Annotated in this window: 13 protein-coding genes; 10 read left to right on the top strand and 3 right to left on the bottom strand. The window is 67.9% G+C overall.

What is annotated here, in order from left to right:
* Positions 1-9 precede the first annotated feature (9 nt).
* Entirely contained in the window at positions 10-729 is a 720-nt protein-coding gene (locus tag ACX93N_RS02360; protein WP_459426776.1) for a dienelactone hydrolase family protein, read from the top strand.
* On the opposite strand, the gene ACX93N_RS02355 is transcribed toward ACX93N_RS02360, so the two are convergent.
* The gene (locus ACX93N_RS02355) at positions 700-1,650 is read right to left on the bottom strand and encodes a S1/P1 nuclease (protein ID WP_459426775.1); all 951 of its coding nucleotides are present in this window, start codon (positions 1,648-1,650) and stop codon (positions 700-702) included. The genes ACX93N_RS02360 and ACX93N_RS02355 overlap by 30 nt on opposite strands.
* A gap of 94 nt (positions 1,651-1,744) precedes the next feature.
* Between ACX93N_RS02355 and ACX93N_RS02350 the strand changes: the two genes are divergently transcribed.
* The 9 genes from ACX93N_RS02350 to ACX93N_RS02310 all read left to right on the top strand — a co-directional run bounded on the left by ACX93N_RS02350 (position 1,745) and on the right by ACX93N_RS02310 (position 15,295).
* The gene (locus ACX93N_RS02350) at positions 1,745-3,259 is read left to right on the top strand and encodes an acetyl-CoA acetyltransferase (RefSeq protein ID WP_459426774.1); all 1,515 of its coding nucleotides are present in this window, start codon (positions 1,745-1,747) and stop codon (positions 3,257-3,259) included.
* Positions 3,240-4,259 (top strand): phosphotransferase family protein, encoded by a 1,020-nt coding sequence (locus ACX93N_RS02345; RefSeq protein WP_459426773.1) that lies wholly within the window; start codon positions 3,240-3,242, stop codon positions 4,257-4,259. Before ACX93N_RS02350 ends, ACX93N_RS02345 begins: the two co-directional genes overlap by 20 nt.
* On the top strand, positions 4,256-4,645 hold the full coding sequence (locus ACX93N_RS02340; protein ID WP_459426772.1) for a DUF6285 domain-containing protein: 390 nt from the start codon (positions 4,256-4,258) through the stop codon (positions 4,643-4,645). The genes ACX93N_RS02345 and ACX93N_RS02340 overlap by 4 nt, the downstream gene beginning before the upstream one ends.
* Positions 4,642-5,913: an acyl-CoA dehydrogenase family protein gene (locus tag ACX93N_RS02335; RefSeq protein ID WP_459426771.1), complete on the top strand. Its 1,272-nt coding sequence runs from the start codon at positions 4,642-4,644 to the stop codon at positions 5,911-5,913. Before ACX93N_RS02340 ends, ACX93N_RS02335 begins: the two co-directional genes overlap by 4 nt.
* Before the next feature lie 130 nt (positions 5,914-6,043).
* Positions 6,044-7,876 carry a DUF1302 domain-containing protein gene (locus ACX93N_RS02330; protein ID WP_459426770.1) on the top strand — a complete coding sequence of 611 codons (1,833 nt, stop codon included), beginning with the start codon at positions 6,044-6,046 and terminating at the stop codon, positions 7,874-7,876.
* 49 nt (positions 7,877-7,925) lie between these two features.
* Positions 7,926-9,290, top strand: coding sequence for a DUF1329 domain-containing protein (locus ACX93N_RS02325; RefSeq protein ID WP_459426769.1), 1,365 nt, complete (start codon positions 7,926-7,928; stop codon positions 9,288-9,290).
* Positions 9,290-10,417, top strand: a complete 1,128-nt coding sequence (locus ACX93N_RS02320; RefSeq protein ID WP_459426768.1) for a WD40/YVTN/BNR-like repeat-containing protein — start codon at positions 9,290-9,292, stop codon at positions 10,415-10,417. Before ACX93N_RS02325 ends, ACX93N_RS02320 begins: the two co-directional genes overlap by 1 nt.
* Positions 10,414-12,765, top strand: a complete 2,352-nt coding sequence (locus tag ACX93N_RS02315) for an efflux RND transporter permease subunit (RefSeq protein WP_459426767.1) — start codon at positions 10,414-10,416, stop codon at positions 12,763-12,765. The genes ACX93N_RS02320 and ACX93N_RS02315 overlap by 4 nt, the downstream gene beginning before the upstream one ends.
* A 421-nt stretch (positions 12,766-13,186) precedes the next feature.
* Positions 13,187-15,295, top strand: coding sequence for a CocE/NonD family hydrolase (locus ACX93N_RS02310; RefSeq protein ID WP_459426766.1), 2,109 nt, complete (start codon positions 13,187-13,189; stop codon positions 15,293-15,295).
* Positions 15,296-15,319: 24 nt separating this feature from the next.
* On the opposite strand, the gene ACX93N_RS02305 is transcribed toward ACX93N_RS02310, so the two are convergent.
* Both ACX93N_RS02305 and pap read right to left on the bottom strand, forming a co-directional pair.
* Complete coding sequence (locus tag ACX93N_RS02305) at positions 15,320-15,823, bottom strand: asparaginase domain-containing protein (RefSeq protein WP_459426765.1); 504 nt, start codon at positions 15,821-15,823, stop codon at positions 15,320-15,322.
* A 32-nt stretch (positions 15,824-15,855) separates the two neighbouring features.
* Positions 15,856-17,406: a polyphosphate:AMP phosphotransferase gene (pap, locus tag ACX93N_RS02300; protein ID WP_459426764.1), complete on the bottom strand. Its 1,551-nt coding sequence runs from the start codon at positions 17,404-17,406 to the stop codon at positions 15,856-15,858.
* Between the last annotated feature and the right edge of the window lie 56 nt (positions 17,407-17,462).

Here is a 17,462-nt window from a genome sequence, read left to right as displayed (position 1 = left end):
GGCAACACCATGGCAATCCAGGAACGGCTGATCGAATACGACTGTGACGGTGTCACGCTGGAAGGCTACCTGGCCTGGGATCCGGACCGCGGGCCGGCGCCGGCGGTGGCCATTGCCCACGCCTGGGCCGGCCGTACCCCCTTCGAGGAGGGCAAGGCGCGGGCGCTGGCCGAGCAGGGCTACGTCGGCTTTGCCCTGGACATGTACGGCAAGGGTGTGCGCGGCACCAGTACCGAGGAAAACCAGGCGCTCCTGGCGCCGTTCCTCGAGGATCGCGACCGCGTTGCCCGGCGCATGCACCGCGCCGTGGAGGTGCTGCGGGAGCAGGTCGAGGTCGATGCCAAGCGGGTCGCGGCCATCGGTTTCTGCTTCGGCGGGCTCTGCGTCCTGGACCTCGCACGCAGCGGCAGCGATGTCCTTGGCGTGGTCTCCTTTCACGGGCTGTTCACGGCGCCGGGAAACACCGGCGATGCACCGCGGCCTATCCGTTCAAAGGTCCTCTGCCTGCACGGCTGGGACGACCCCATGGCGCAGCCGGACAGCGTCCTCGAGCTGGCAAAGGAAATGACCGCCGCGGGTGCCGACTGGCAGCTCCACGCCTTCGGCAACACGATGCACGCCTTTACCAACCCCGAGGCGAACGATCCGGATTTCGGCACTGTGTACAGCGACGACGCCGACCGCCGCTCCCACCAGGCGCTAGAGAATTTCCTCGAGGAAATCTTTTAGGCGCTGCCACCAGCGCGCCGGTGGCGTTGCCGGTGCCTCCGCCGCCTCTTGCGGTCCGCTGGCATAAAGCGCGTTGAGCCAGGCCGCGCCGCGGGCGGCGGCCTGGGCGATGCGGCGCTCGGCGACCGGGCGGAAGCGCTGGATGTAGGCGTCATCGATCGCGGGTGAGGGCGGGTAGAGGTCACGGCTCAAGGCCAGGCTTTCGGCGATCCACTGCGCCGGATCCGGCTCCCGCCAGGGGCCTGCAAGCGCGTCCCCGTAGCGCGCCTCCAGCCGCGCCCGCAGCTGCTGATCGGCGTAGCGTCCGCTCGCCAGGAGGCCGGAGTCCCAGAGCCGGTGCAGGTTGCTGCGCCGCCCGTCCACGATCACCGCGAAATCGTTGCCACCGCGGTCATCGCGCCCGCCGGCATGCAGGGGCTGGTGGAGATCCTGGATGATGTGCAGGGCGAAGCGCAGCGCCAGCGCCCGCCGCGGCGCGGGCGTCGCCGGGTCTTCGAGTTCCTGCCGGAATCGCGCCAGGGCGGTGAAGGCATCGCCCCGGGCCGGTGCCTGGCGCGGGTCGTAGCGCTTCGCCCCGGGCGGGATGTTCACGTAGTGGTAGGCCCCCGCCTCGCGCTGCCAGAAGGGTGCCGGGTCGCTGCGCATGCGGTCTGCCCAGGTCGACGCCTCGGCGAGCGCTTCGTCGCCGAGGATGGCTCGCACGGCCGCCGCCGCCCCGGGGTTGAGAAGGTCCTCGGTCATGGCGCCGGCCACCCGGTGGCCCTGGGGGCCCCAGGCAGCGGCGGGCGGCGCGAGCAGCAGGCCGGCGAGCAGGGCGGGCAGCAGGGGGAACCGGCGGATCGGGCGACCGGCAACATGCCTCGCGCCGTGCCGGGAGGGGGTCTGGTAGCGGGTGGGTCGCAGGCATCGGCGTGGACGCATGGGCCGGATCCTCCGTCGAAGGGGGACAGTGTAGCGGCTACCGGGTGGTCACCGGTACACTGCCGCCGCCCCGCCAAGCAAGGAGACTAACGGCATGGTGCAGGATGCCACCCCCATCGTTGTCGGCGTCAGCCAGCAGACCTGGCGCGATCAGGACCCGGCACGAACGCCCGTGGACGCCCTGGCCGAGGTGGCCACCGGAGCGCTGGCCGATGCCGGCATCGCGCCGGAGGCTGTCGACGCGCTGGTGACGATTCCCTTTCTTGCGCAGCAGGTGCCGCAGCTGGCGCCGCTGCTGACACCGAACCCCGGTGCCCTCCTGGCCGAGCGCCTCGGCATGCGCCCGACGCTGCTGACCAGCGATTACGGCGGCAACCTGCCGCAGTGGTTCATCAACCGCGGGGCCGACTGGCTGGTCGAGGGGCGCTACCGCATGCTCCTGCTCACGGGGGCGGAGCTCATGGCCACGCTTCTCGGTACCCTGCGTGCCGGCGGTGACCTGCCGGCCTGGCGCGAGGGTGGTGACCGGGCGGCGGAAGACCTCGGCGCCGGCAAGCCGTCGAGTCTTCCCGCGGAGCATGCCCACGGCCTGTTCGAGCCGATTGTCACCTATCCGCTCTTCGAGAGCGCCCTGCGCCACGCCCGCGGCCTCGATGAGGGGGAGCAGCGCGCGCAGCTCGGGAAGATGATCGCCGCCATGAGTGCCGTCGCCGCCGCCAACCCCTACGCCTGGCGCCGGGAGCCCCTCACAGCCGAGGTGGCCCTGTCCGAGGCGGACGGCAACCGCATCATCACCTGGCCCTACAACAAGTGCATGAACGCGATTGCCGGCGTCGACATGGGGGCGGCGGTGCTCCTGACGACCGTGGGCGAGGCCCGGCGCCAGGGCATCGATCCGTCGCGCTGGGTCTACCTGCACGGCGGGGCGGAGGCCAACGACGTCTGGTACGCCGCCGAGCGCGAGGACTTCCACCGCTCCCCGGCCCTGGCCGCCGCCGCCGGCGAGGCCCTGTCGCAGGCCGGCATCGGCATCGAGTCGATCGACCGGTTCGACCTGTACAGCTGCTTTCCGTCCGCCGTCACCGTCGCCTGCGACAGCCTCGGTATTGCCGTGGACGATCCGCGCGGCGTGACCGTGACCGGTGGGCTGACACTATTCGGTGGCCCCGGCAACAATTACTCGACCCACGCCATCGCCGAGATGGTGGCCCGCCTGCGCGGGGCCGGCAGCGGTTATGGCCTGGTGACGGCGAATGGCGGCTACCTCACCAAGCACGCCGTGGGCATTTACGGCGTGGAACCGCCGGCGCATCCCTGGGCCGGCCGCGACCCGGGCGCCGCTCAGGCCGCGGTTCCAACGGACCGGCACCCGCGGCTTCGCGATCCGGTGGGTACCGAGGCTGTACACGTCGAAGCCCATGCCGTGCGCTACGATCGCGCGGGCCCGGCGACGGGCGTCGTCGTCTGCCGCCTCGGCGACGGCGGGCGCTGCCTCGCCCAGGCCAGCGGCGATAGCGGGCTGCTCAGGCGCCTGGCCCACGACGACTGCGTGGGCGCTGAGGGTGAAGTGACTGCGGGGGAGCCGGTCAATGCCTTCCGCTTTGCCTGAGGCCGGCCTCGCCGCCGGGCTCGCCGCGCGCCTCGGTGGCGGCGAGGTGCGGGGTCTGCGCCGCCTGAGCGGGGGAGCGAACATGGAGACCTGGGCCTTCGACTGGGTGCCGGGCGATGCGCAGGGCACTCTCGCCGCAGAGCCCATGATCCTGCGGCGCCTCCCCGCCGGCGTGGCCGGCGGCGGCGAAGAGGCCCTGCTGCCGCTGGATCTCGGGGTGGAGGCTGCGCTCCTGCGCCTCGCCGCTAGCGGCGGCGTGCCCGTACCCGCCGTGCGCGCGGAACTCGCCGGGGCGGATGGCCTCGGGACCGGGTACCTGATGGACCGGCTGCCGGGGGAGGCGCTGCCACAGAAGCTGTTTCGCGATGAGCGCTATGCCCCGGCGCTCGAGGGCCTGGCCGCTGCCTGCGGCCGCGCTCTCGCCGCCATCCACGCGCTGCCCACGGACGACCTGCCGCCGGCGCTGCCGCGCGACGGGCACGGCACCCGGCTGGCACGGCTCCAGGCTCTCCTCGACGGTTTTGGCAACGTATCGCCGGTACTCCAGCTTGCCCTCGGCTGGCTCGAGGCAAATGCGCCCGACCCGGCGCCGCAGCGCCTGGTTCACGGCGACTTTCGCTGCGGCAACCTGCTGGTTACCCCCGACGGCCTCGAGGCCGTTCTCGACTGGGAGCGTGCCCACCTCGGCTACCCGGCAGAAGACCTCGGTTATCTCTGTGCCAACGTCTGGCGCTTCGGCCGCAGTGACCGGCCCGTGGGCGGCTTCGGTGCTTACGAGGACCTGCTGGACGCCTACCGTGCAGCGGCCGGCTGGGCACCGACGGTCGCGCAGCTGCACTACTGGGAGGTCTTCGCCGCCCTGGACTGGGGACTCGTCTGCCTGACCATGCTCGACCTGCACCGCAGCGGGCGGGACCCGTCTCTAGAACGCGCCGCGGTGGGCCGGCGGCTGTCGGAGGCGGAGATCGACCTGCTGCTCCTGCTGGAGGACCACCTGTGACGACCACGGCAACGGAACTGCTCGCCGCCGTCGGCGAGTTCATCGAGCGGGAGGTACAGCCCGCCCTCGAAGGGCGCGCTGCCTTCGAGGCGCGTATCGCCCGCAACGCGCTGGCCACGCTGCGGCGCGAACAGGCGCTGGCGCCGGTGCTCGCGGCGCTGGATGCCGCGGCGGGCGACTGGGTCGGAGCCGGGGAGGGCGAGGCAGTGCCTGCTGCCCTGGCCCGGGCCCTCCGCGACGGGCGCCTGCCCGCGGACGAGCGCACGCTCGGTTACCTGCGTCGGCGGACGCTGGCGCGGCTGGCCATCGACAACCCGCGCTACAGCGGTTTCAGCGCGGCAGCCGAGCGCTGGCCCGACGACCTTCCGGAGGGAGCCACCCCATGACCCAGCCCGACCCCGTGACCCTGCAGCCTTTCCTCGCGGAGCTCGACGCGTTCATCGAGCGGGAACTCGCGCCCCTCGAGGCCGAGGGCGACAACCGGCGCTTCTTCGACCACCGCCGCGAGTATGCGCGCACCGACTGGGATGACGACGGCAAGCCGCACCCGGACTGGGAAGCGCTGCTGGCGGAGGCGCGTCGGCGCGCGCGGGAAGCCGGCTTCCTCGGCTTTGCCCTGCCCGCGGAATACGGCGGCGGCGACGCCAGCAACTGGCAGATGGCCGTCGTCCGCGAGCACCTCGCGGCGAAGGGCATCGGCCTGCACTGCGATCTGCAGAACGAGCACTCCATCGTCGGCAATTTCCCGACCACGCTGGCGTTCCGCGACTTCGGCACGGAAGCGCAGAAGGCAGCCTTCATCCCCGGCAGCATCAACGGCGAGGTGGCGGTCGCCTTCGGCCTCACGGAGCCGGCGCACGGTTCGGATGCGACCTGGCTGGAGACGCGGGCGGAACCCTGCCGGCGCGACGGGGTGGACGGCTGGCTGCTGAACGGCGAAAAGATGTGGACGACCGGTGCCCACGTGGCGACGCACATCCTCATCTTCGCGCGCAGCGAGGGCGAGGATGGCGATGCGCGGGGGATCACCTGCTTCGTCATGCCGAACCCGAGCCCCGGCTTCACTATCGAGGAGTGGCTGTGGACCTTCAACATGCCCACGGACCACCCGCGGGTCTCGCTGCGGGATGTCTGGCTGCCGGACAGTGCCATCCTCGGCGAGCGTGGCCTCGGCCTCGCGGTGGCGCAGCACTTCGTGCACGAGAACCGCATCCGCCAGGCGGCCTCGAGCCTGGGCACGGCGCGCTACTGCATCGGCGAGTCGGTGGCTTGGGCGCGGGAGCGGCACACCTTCGGCCGCCCGCTGGCGGAGAACCAGGCGATCCAGTTCCGCCTCGCCGAGCTGCAGACGGACTATGAACTGGTCCGTGCCCTGACCCTCGAGGTGGCGGCGCGCATGGACACCATGAACAAGCGCGAGGTCGCCAGGGCTCTCTCGGACAAGGTCGCCATGTGCAACTACCGGGCGAACCGGCTGGCCTGCGAGGCCGCGGACGCCGCCATCCAGGTGCACGGGGGCCTGGGCTACTCCCGCTACAAGCAGTTCGAGCATCACTACCGGCACCACCGGCGCTACCGCATCACCGAGGGTTCCGATGAAATCCAGCTGCGAAAAATCGCGGGACACCTTTTCGGCTACATCGGCGCGCGGTAGAATGTTGGCACGGTAAACACCGAAAACCTTGATCGAGCGCAAAGGCGCCGGGGGTACAGCGGTGTAGCGTCTTGACGCACGGTGCACCGTGAGGTGCGCAACATAATAAACAGCCCCGGAGGATACGCCCGTGAGACTCCCCCGCCACGCCCTGACCACCGCCGTCGCCGTTGCCAGCTCGCTGCTTGCCGGCGGTGCCACCGCCGCCGGCTTCGATATCGGCCCCTTCGAGGCCACGCTGCGCTCCAACATCACGCTCGGCGCCAGCTGGCGCGCCGATGACCCGTCGAACCGGGTGCTGTCGCCGGGCAACACCGGCGGCGAGGGGCGTGCCTCCTCGTCCACCACGGACGATGGCAACCTGAACTACGACCAGGGTGACCTCTACTCGTTCCGCCTGACGGGTCTCCACGACCTCGATCTCAACGCGGGCAACTGGGGTGTCTTCGGCCGGGTGAAATACTGGTACGACTACGCGCTGGAAAACGACGAGGTCGATCACGGCCACGCGGCGAATGGCTATGTGCCCGGGGACGAACTGGATACCTCCGACTTCGAGGACCTCGCCCAGGGCAAGGGTATCGAGCTGCTCGATGCCTACGTCTACGGCGAGTTCGACGTCGGCGAGATGCCGGTGGAACTGCGCGCCGGTAACATGGCCCTCAACTGGGGCGAGTCGCTGTTCATCCAGAACGGTGTCAACGTGATCAGTCCCTTCGACGTGACGGCCATCCGCCGCCCGGGCACGGAGATCCGCGAGGCGCTGCTGCCCGTGGGCATGCTCTACGCCAACGTCGGCGTGACCTACAACCTCACCGTGGAGGCCTTCTACCAGTATGACTGGCAGCGCACGATCCTCGACGAGTGCGGTACCTACTGGAACGCAGCGGACCCCTACGGTGGCGGCTGCAACTATCTGACGGGGGTCACGAGCGCGCCCGACGGCGCCCAGGAAGCCGCGGGCCTGACCATCGCCCGCGCCCCGGATGACGAGCCCGATGACGGCGGCCAGTACGGCATCTCGGCGCGTTATTTCATGGATTCCCTGAACGGCACCGAGTTCGGCCTCTACTACATCAACTACCACTCCCGCACGCCGATCTTCAGCGCGATCAACACGACGGAGGCCTTCGGCCAGCCGTTCCTGAACCCGGCGGTGCAGCCGAACTTCTTCTTCGAGTTCCCCGAGGACATCGAGGTCTACGGCTTCACCTTCGCCACCAACGTCGGCTTCTGGGCCGTCGCCGGCGAGCTGAGCTACCGGCCGGACCTGCCGCTGCAGATCAATACCGTCGACCTGTTGCAGGCACTCGCCCTCGGCTCCTTCGCGGAGTGGTCACCGATGACCGCGCGCTCCCTGGCCGCAGGCCCCGGCGCCTACGTGGCCGGTTACGACAACGTCGAGTACACGCAGGCGCAGATCAGCGTGATCCGTTTCTACGAGCAGGTGTTCGGTGCCGATCGCCTGTCCATCGCGGCCGAGGTCGGTGGTGCCTGGGTCGACGGCATGGAGGACGGCATCAACTACGGGCGCTCGGCCACCTATGGCGTGGGGGATTTCGAGACCTTTACCAGCCCCATTTTCGGCGTGCCCGTCAGCTGCAATTCGCACCCGGTGCTGGGCGGGCTGGGCGTCGTGCCCAACGCCAACGCGGAATACTGCACCGACGACGGCTTCACCACCGGTTCCTCCTGGGGCTACCAGGTCCGGGCGAGCCTGCAGTACAACGATGCGCTTGCCGGTGTTAACCTGACGCCGAGCGTGGCCTGGTCGCACGATGTCGATGGTTACGGCCCGGCGCCGAACTTCGTGGAGGGCCGGCAAGCGTTGAGCGTGGCCCTGCGCGCCGACTACCTCAACGTGTACCAGGCGGAACTTTCCTACACGAGTTTCTTCGGCGCCGATTACAATGAACTGGCGGACCGGGACTTCCTGTCCCTGAGCTTTTCCGTAGCGTTTTAGCAACAGCTTTTTGGCAATAGCGTTTTAACGATAATAGCGGAGTACCACCATGCAGAAGCGATTCATCGGCCTCGCCCTCGCGGGCATTCTCGCGGCCGGCGCCGGCTCAGCGCTCGCTGCGCTGAGCCCGGAGGAACTCGCCCGCCTCGGCGGTGATGAACTGACGCCCATGGGCGCCGAGCGTGCCGGCAACGAGGAGGGCACGATTCCGCCCTGGACCGGTGGCCTTCGGGAACTGCCCGAGGACTACGTGGAAGGCGAGCGCCTTGTGGACCCCTTCGCCGACGACGAGGTCCTGTTCACCATCACCGCGGAGAACGCCGACCAGTACGCCGACAAGCTCACCCCGGGGCAGCTCGCCATGTTCGAGCGCTACCCGGACACCTTCCGCATGCCCATCTACCCGACCCGGCGCAGCGCCCGCTACCCGGACAGCGAGTTCCAGCGCATCCTCGACACCGCCGCGGACGTCGAGCTGGTGCCCGGTGGCAACGGTATCGAGAACTACGGCGGCACCATCCCGTTCCCGATCCCCCACAACGGCCTGGAGGCGATCTGGAACCACGTCACCCGCTACCGCAACGACAGCGGCCTGTCGCGGCGCTACATCCAGGCGCCGGTGCAGGAGAACGGCGCCTTCGCGCCGGTCCTGTTTGAGGACGAGTCCCTGCCCGGTGCCCGCATTGCGCCCGAGGAATACCCCAACCTGCTGTTCGTGTTCCTGCAGCGGGTGCTAGCCCCCGCGCGTCTCGAAGGTGATGTGCTGCTGGTCCACGAGTTCATCAACCAGGTGAAGGACCCGCGGGCGGCCTGGGTGTACAACGCCGGGCAGCGGCGGGTACGCCGCGCGCCCAATATCGCCTACGACGGCCCGGGCACGGCCTCCGACGGCCTGCGCACCGCTGATGACCTCGACATGTTCAACGGCGCTCCGGATCGTTACAACTGGGAGCTGGTCGGCAAGCGCGAGGTCTACATTCCCTACAACAGCTACCAGCTGCGCCGCGGTGACCTCAAGTACACGGACATCATCAAGGCCGGCCACATGAACCCCGACTACCTGCGTTACGAGCTGCACCGGGTCTGGGTCGTGGAGTCGCGGCTGAAGGAAGGTGAACGGCACATCTATGCCCGGCGCACCTTCTACATCGATGAGGACAGCTGGCAGATCTCCCTGATCGATCACTACGACGGCCGCGGCGAACTGTGGAAGTTCAAGGAAGGCCACAAGATCATGCACTACCAGGTGGCCGTGCCCTGGCTCGCCGCCGAATCCCTGCACGACCTGATCTCCGGTCGCTACGTGGTCATCGGCCTCGACAACGAGGAGGATGGCTACCAGTACAACTTCGACTACCGGGGCGACTTCAACGATTTCACGCCCTCGGCACTGCGGCGGGCCGGTCGACGCTGATGGCGTGGCCTGGCCTGCGGTGTGCGCTGCGCACCGCAGTGGCCGGGGCACTCCTGTCCCTGGCCCTCGCGGCAAGCGCGGCGGAGGACTTTGCGTTCCTGCCCGCCCCCCCCGTCCCCGAGCCCGCAGAGGCGGTGCTCACCGGTCTTGCCCGGGCCGGTGACCGCCTGGTTGCCGTGGGCGAAAGGGGTCTCGTAACGCTCAGCGATGACGGCGAGCGGTGGCGGCAGGTAGAGACCCCGGTAAGCGTGCTGCTTACGGCGGTGACCTTTGCCGATGCGGAGCACGGCTGGGCCGTGGGCCACGGTGGCGTGGTGCTCGGTACCGCCGATGGCGGCCAGTCCTGGGAACTCCAGCTTGATGGCCGGGAGGTCAACCGGCAGTTCCAGCACTACGCGGCCGAACGGGTCGAGGCCCGCGAGGCGGCGCTCGCGGCGCTGCCCGAAGGCGACCCGGACCGGGAGGACGCCGAGTACGCGCTGGAGGATGCGCGCTTTGCGCTCGAGGATGCGGAGGCGGCTCTCGAGACCGGCCCCGTGGACCCCTTCCTTGACGTGCTGTTTCTCGACCAGCGCCGCGGCTTCGCCCTCGGTGCCTATGGACACCTGTTCCGTACCGCGGATGGCGGCGCGACCTGGCGCATCGCCATCGACGGCCTCGAAAACCCCGGGCGCTACCATTATTACGACCTCCATGAGCGGGACGGCGTTCTCTACCTCTGTGGCGAGGCGGGCCTGCTCTTCGTTTCCCATGACGCGGGGGCCAGCTGGGAGCGCATCGAGGGCCTCTACGAGGGCAGCTTCTTTGGCCTCGCAGACCGCGGCGGCGATGTGCTCGCCTTCGGCCTGCGCGGCAACGTCTTTGCCAGCGACGACGGCGGTCGCCGCTGGGAGCGCCTGCCCCTTCCGCCGGGGCCAAGCCTCTATGGCGGCACGGCCCTGGGCGCTGACGAGGTGTTGCTGGTCGGCGCCGGGGGTGCCGTCCTGCGGCTCGCCGCGGACGGTACGCTGCGACGGCTTGGCCACCCGGATCGCGACACCTTCAGCGATGCCCTGCCCGTGGGTGACCGCGTCTACCTGGCGGGCATGGGCGGCATCGCCCGGCTGGCGGAGGCAGTTCCCCGATGAGCGTGGTAGAAAGCTATACCCTCGAGGACGACGACGGCCGCCTGCGACCCTTGATCGCGCGCGCGGTCTTCGCGGTGCGCCCGCTGCTGATTGCCCTGTTTGCGGTGGCGACCGCGTTCTTCGCCTGGCAGGCGAGCCAGCTCAAGCCCGATGCCAGTTTCGAGAAGATGATCCCGGTCTCGCACCCCTACATCCGCAATTTCCTCGAGAGCCGGGATGATCTCAAGGGGCTCGGCAATTCCGTGCGCATCATCGTCGAGAGCCGCAAGGGCGATATTTTCACTGCCGAATTCCAGGAAACGCTGAAGACCATCACCGACGAGGTCTTTTATGTGAAGGGGGTCGACCGCGCGGCGCTGCAGTCGCTGTGGACGCCGAACGTGCGCTGGCAGGAGGTGACCGAGCAGGGCTTTGTCGGCGGCGCGGTGATCCCCGACGACTACGACGGCAGCGAACGGGCGCTCGAAGACCTGCGGGAGAATACGCTGAAGTCCGGCCAGATCGGCCGCCTCGTGGCCAACGACTTCCGCTCGGCCATTATCGTCGCGCCGCTCGTGGAGCGCGATCCGGAAACGGGCGAGAAGCTCGACTACCATGCCTTCGCCAGGGATCTCGAGCGCCTGGTGCGGGACAAGTACCAGTCCGAAGATATCCGCATCCGCATTACCGGTTTCGCGAAGCTGGTTGGCGACCTCATCGACGGCGCCAGCCTCGTCGGCCTGTTCTTCCTGGTAGCCTTTGTCATTACGGCGGTGATGCTTTTCATCTACTCGCGCTGCGGGTGGCTAACGCTCGCTTCCCTGCTCTGCTCGACCGTTGCCGTGGTCTGGCAGATGGGGATACTCAACGCGCTGGGCATGGGGCTGGACCCCTACAGCATGCTGGTGCCGTTCCTGGTGTTTGCCGTGGGTATCAGCCACTCGGTGCAGATCGTCAACCGCTTCGGCAACTTCATCTACCACGAGGTCTCGCGCATCGATGCGGCGCGGCTGACCTTCGTGCGTTTGTCCAAGCCCGGGTTCATCGCTCTGGTGTCCGACGGGGTCGGTTTCTTCACGCTGCGGGTGATCGACATCCCGGTGATCAAGGAACTGGCGGTGGTGGCGAGTACGGGGATCGCCGTGCTCATTCTCACGCAACTCGTGCTGCTGCCGCTGGTGCTCTCCTACACGGGCATCACGCATCGCTGCGTCCGTTACCGTGCGGACAAGGACCACAGCCCCTTTACGCACTGGGCGCTGGTGGCCCGCATCACCGAGCGCGGCCCCGCCGTCACCATGCTCGGCTTCTGCGCGGTCATGCTTGCCGTCGGCCTCTGGTACGGGCAGAAGCAGGAGATCGGCGACCTGGACCCGGGCGCCCCCGAGCTCCGGCCCGACTCACGCTACAACCGTGACAATGCCTTCCTCACCGAGAACTATTCTACCAGCACGGATGTGTTCGTGGTCATGGCCCGGACCGCGCCCCAGCAATGCGGCAGCTACGAATTCATCTCGGCGGTGGACCGGTTCCAGGCCGAGCTCGAGGCCGTGCCCGGGGTGCAGTCGGCGCTGTCGCTGCTGGATGTTTCCAAGCTTGTCATCCAGGGTATGAACGAGGGCAGCCCGAAGTGGCACGAGATCAGCCGCAACCAGTACATCCTCAACAACAGCCTGAGCCGGGCACCGAGCAACCTGCGTAACACCGACTGCTCCATGGCGCCGGTGATCCTCTTCCTCGACGACCACAAGGCCGCCACGCTCGAGCGTGTGGTGGCCGCCGTGGAGGAGTTCGGCGCGACCTATGACACCGGGGATGTCACCTTCGAACTGGCGGCGGGCAATGCCGGTGTCGAGGCGGCCACCAACATCGTCATCGAGGAAGCGCAGACGAAGATGCTGCTCTGGGTTTATGGCGTGGTGATCGTACTCTGCCTGCTCAACTTCCGCTCCGTGCGCATCACCGCCTGCATCATCATCCCGCTGGCGATCACCTCGGTGCTGGGCCAGGCGCTCATGGCCTTCCTGGGCATCGGCGTGAAGGTGGCGACGCTGCCGGTCATCGCCCTCGGGGTGGGTATCGGCGTGGATTACGGCATCTACATCTACTCCGCGCTGCAGTTCTACCTGCGCCGGGGTGAGCCCCTGAGGGAGGCCTACTTCGCGGCCCTGAAGTCCAGCGGCACCGCGGTGGCCTTCACCGGGCTCACGCTCGCCGTGGGCGTGGGCACCTGGATCTTCTCGCCCATCAAGTTCCAGGCTGACATGGGACTGATGCTCACCTTCATGTTCTTCTGGAACATGCTCGGTGCGCTCCTGGCGCTGCCGGCGCTGTCCTGGCTCATGGCGCCGCGGGAGCAGCGCGCCTGACGGCGCCCGCGGTGCTGGAGGGGCCGGCGGGCGGGTGACCTTCCGCAGGGCATGAAGGAAAGCGGCTTTTCAGGCGGCGTCCTGTAAAAGAAGCCGACACTCCGGTGCTGGCTTTGGACCTCCGCCGCGTTCTCCCGGATCAGCCGCTCGGAGACTTCCAGGGCGTGGGGGTAGCGGGCCCGCCATGCCTCCGGGTCTGCGGGTAGCGGGCTAACGCTCGAGGGCGCCTCGCGTCGCGCGGCTTCGCGGCTGATCCCCCGCTTCCCAATGCTGCATTGCGCACCCCGCATGGCGACGGGCCCAAAGCTGTGTTGCGCACTTGCCAGCTGACTGTGGTGCCACGCAGAATGGCGGCGCGCAAACAGGGTGAGACGGGAGTCCGGCACCCACGATTCGGTTGCCACTGCAAGAGGGCTGACGCATGCGCAGGATTCTTCTCGTCATTGTTGCAGTTATCGCCGTTGCCGCGCTGGTGGCTTTTGTCCTCGCCCGGCGTCCGTCCGGGCCGTCATTTGCTCTCGGCGATCTGCCGGGTGCGGCAGAGATCAGGCCCGCCGAGTACGCCGCGGTGCGGAAGATCACTTCTCGCGTGCGGCGTCCCGACGGAGTCCACCTTGCGGTGGATGCGTTCGTGCCGGAGGAGCCGCTCGACGGCGCTGCGGCGGATAAGCGCTTTCCTGTCATTTTCTCCTACACGCCCTATGGTCGGTCAGTTGCGCTCACGGACCTCAGCTGGCTTGATCGGCTCGGGCTCTGGTTCCAGCGCGGAGTTACCCACCTTATTATGGATGCATCGGCGAAGCCTGGCGTCAAGGCGCTGCTGGCCCGCGGCTATGCCTACGTCTCGGCCGACATGCGTGGCTCCGGCGCCTCCGGTGGATCGGTGACGCAGCTCGATCCGCGCCATGGACCTGACGGCGCGGCGCTTATCGACTGGATTACCGATCAGCCCTGGTCTGACGGTCAGGTCTGTATGCACGGGCAGTCTTATGTCGGCTGGTCGCAGTTTGCCGTTGCTGCCGAGCAGCCGGAGGGTCTGCGCTGTATCGCGCCCTCGCAGATATTTTTCGAGAGCTACACCGGCAGCTCCCGGCCTGGCGGAGTGACCGCGATCCGCTGGCTGCAGCGCTACAGCGACTATCTGCAAGGCTTTACCGACAATGATAGCTCGCGTGGCTATGCCACCGCGCCTGCGGTTGACGAGGACGGTGACGGCGCGCTGATCGATGAGATTCCACTCGATCCCGCGGTCGTTGAGCCGCGCCGGTATCCGGATAATCAGGACCGGAGCGAGCATTACTATGCACGCGCCACCGCAGCACATGCTGACAACCTTCAGCCTGTGCGCATGGCGGAAGAACAGTACCGCTTTATCGACAGCATTCTGTCGTTCCAGGAGCGCAACTACTCCTACGCTGAAATCAGCCCTGGCGTCATGCTGGCGCGCGCGATACGTGATTCCGATATCGCCGTACTGAATATCGTCGGCTGGTTCGATGGGTTCGCCAAGGGAGGGTTTACCACCTATGCGACGCTTGCCGGGTATCGGCCGAACCGTCTCTTCGTTGCGCCGCGATTCCATATTCCGCTAGAGATCACACCGGCCTATCGTGAGCTGTTTGATTACGCCGGATCCTATGCGGATCAGCTGAACTTCGAGGAGTTACGCTTCTTCGATGCCAATCTGAAAGGGCTCGATAGCGGCTGGACCTCCGAGCCGCCGGTGAAGCTGTATGTGATGAACAGCGGTTGGCGCCAGTTCCGGGCGTGGCCGCCCGCTGACGCCGCATCGACACCGTTCCACCTGTCGTCGGGCGGCACTCTTTCGCGCGCCACGGTCGCGGAGGGCGGTATGGATAGCCTTGAGGTCGACTGGCTCAGTGCATCCAACTACGGTGCCAACGGCTCCAATCGCTGGTTGTTGATGACGGCGCCGGACGACCTCATGCTGCGTAACACTCTGGATCAGTCTGCGCTGGTGTACGAGACCGGGGCTCTGGCCAATGAGCTGACGGTAATCGGCCACCCGATCGTGAACCTGAGGGTATCCTCCAACCGGCCCGATGCTGATGTATTCGTCTATCTGTCGGACGTCGCACCCGATGGCAGGGTCCATTATGTCAGCGAGGGGCGGCTGCGCCTCGGTTTCGCTGAGGCGATCACCGATAACGACGCGCAGGCACTGGGCCTTGTCGACGTGAAGCCGGAGCTGCCGTGGCACGGTTTCCGCCGCGCCGACTACAATCCGCAGGCGCTGCGCGATGGCCGTGTGGTCTCCGCGCGCTTTGATCTGTTTCCCACCGCCTGGCGCTTTCGTCAGGGCCATCGTATCCGCATCGCGATTACCGGGGCAGACTCCGGCAACTTCCAGCTCAACCCCGCTGCCTGCCCGGCGGCAGACCCCGCCGCCTGTCCCGATACGGTGCTGCGCATCCATTACGGCAGAGCCGATGGCTCGGTGCTGGAGCTTCCTGTTATGCGACAAGCAGCAATGGCGACGAGGCTGAGGTACGAAGAAGCGGGGCGCTGACACGCGGGTTAGGCCGCTATCAGGTCACAGCGCTGCCGGGGCCTCATCCAACCCCTCGAAGCGGTTCGCCTCGCGGTTCTTGACCACGTTGTCGATGTCGAACACGCGCCCGTTCATGGCGATGTAGACGCCCGGGGGAACACACTGCAGGGCGCCCACGGCGCAGCCGATGTTGAAGTCCGCATCCGTGCGCTGGAAGGCCGCGGGCTGCAGGGCGCCGGTGAGGACGATGGTCTTGTCGGCCAGGCCCTTGAGCGCCTGGCCGGTGGCGACCATGCCGTCGGTGCCGTGGGTGATCAGGACGTGCCGCTCCCGGCAGGCCGCCGCGCGCGCCCGGATCAGGGCCCGGTCGGCATCGGTCAAGTCGAGGCTGTCCTTGCGCATGGCGGACTCGACCGTGAACTCCAGGGCGACACCGAGCTGCCGCAGCAGGTCGCCGATGACCGGGTCGCCGACCTGGTAGTCGCTCCTGGCGTCGAAGTAGACCTTGTCGATGGTGCCGCCGGTGGTGATGATGTGCAGTCGCATGGGCTCCTTTCCCGCCGCGCCGGTTGCCGAAGTCAGGTGCCCAGCTGGCTTTCGAAGTGCTCGCAGAGCCGCTCGAGGATCTCGAGCCGCGCCGCTTTCTTGTCGTTGCCGGCGACCAGGTGCCAGGGCGCAGCTCTGGTACTCGTGTTCGCCACCATGTCTCCCACGGCCAGCGCGTAATCCGCCCATTTCTCCCGGTTGCGCCAGTCCTCGTCGCTGATCTTGTGCTGCTTGTGCGGCTTGGCTTCCCGGTCCCGGAAGCGCTTCAACTGCTCGTCCTTGCTGATGTGCAGCCAGAACTTTGCCACGATACAGCCGTGCTCAACGAGCTGCGCCTCGAAATCGTTGATCTCGCTGTAGGCGCGGCGCCAGCTTGCCGGTGGCGTCAGCTCCTCGACGCGTTCCACGAGCACGCGGCCGTACCAGGAGCGATCGAAAAGGGTGGCGCGACCGTCGCGTTGCAGCAGGCGCCAGAAGCGCCAGAGATAGTGATGGGCGCGCTCTTCATCCGTGGGCGCCGCGAACTGTACGAGTTTGTACAGGCGCGGGTCAACGGCGGCGGTGAGCCGACGGATCGCCGAGCCCTTGCCGGCGGCGTCCCAGCCCTCGAAAACGGCGACCAGAGAGCGGTGCTCCCGGTGCGCCTGCCAGAATAGTTCCTGGGTCTGCGCCTGCAACTTCGCCAGGCGCGGCTTGTACTCGTCCCGAGGCACGCGGCGGGAGAGATCAACGGCGTCGAGAATCGTCGGCTGCGGATGACCCGGGGCCGGGTCCCGCTCGCCGCGGGCCGGGCCGCCATTGGCGGGCTCGTGGTTGCGAAGGGCCTTGAGCAGCAGGCCGGCGGCCGTCGCGTCCCGGTAGTAGCTGTCATCGGCTTCGATGAGGTGCCAGGGTGCCTCGCCGCTGTCGGTGAGGCGGATCAGGCGCTCGGCCACTTCCATTGCTCGCGGGTAGCGGGCCCACCATTCCTCCGGGTCCGCAGGCAGCACGGTCGCGCCCGGCGGTGTCTCGCCGCTTGCGGCTTCCCGGCTGACCCACCAGGCCTCCGGGTCCGCCGGCACCCGGGGGTTCTGGTGCTGCCGCGGTGCCTCGTAGGAGAGCTGCCGCCGCTGCATATCCCGGCTGACATGCAGCCACAGCTTGACAACGAGAGCGCCGTCATCGACGAGCATGCGCTCAAAGGACAGGGCCCGGTGCATGGCCAGCTCGAAACCGCCCTCGTCGAGACTGCCCGCCATGGCGCGGTAGGCGGCGCGCTGGTACCAGTTGCCGAGCATGATGCCGGTACGGCCCCGGGGTGGCAGGCGGCGCCAGAAGCGCCAGAAGTACGGGCGGGTTTCCTCCTCATCGGAGTGCATCCATAGGGCGTGGGTCTCGATCAGGCGCGGGTCCAACCACTCATTGAAGCGGTGCACGACCGCGCCCTTGCCGGCGCCATCGAAACCTCCCATGACGATAATGACGGGGTAGTCCCGGTCGGCGAGGTCGAACTGCGCCTTCAGGAGCGCCGGGCGCAGCTCCGCACGCTGCGCCTTGAACTGTTCCTCGGTGAGGTGTTTCCCTGTCTCCAGCGCTTCGAACATGGCCTGCTCCCTGGCACGGGCGCGGCCGCCTGCGGCCGCGACACCCCGCGTATAAT

It is taken from the genome of Pseudohaliea sp. (assembly GCF_054552115.1).
This window is presented reverse-complemented; position numbering and strand designations above follow the sequence as displayed.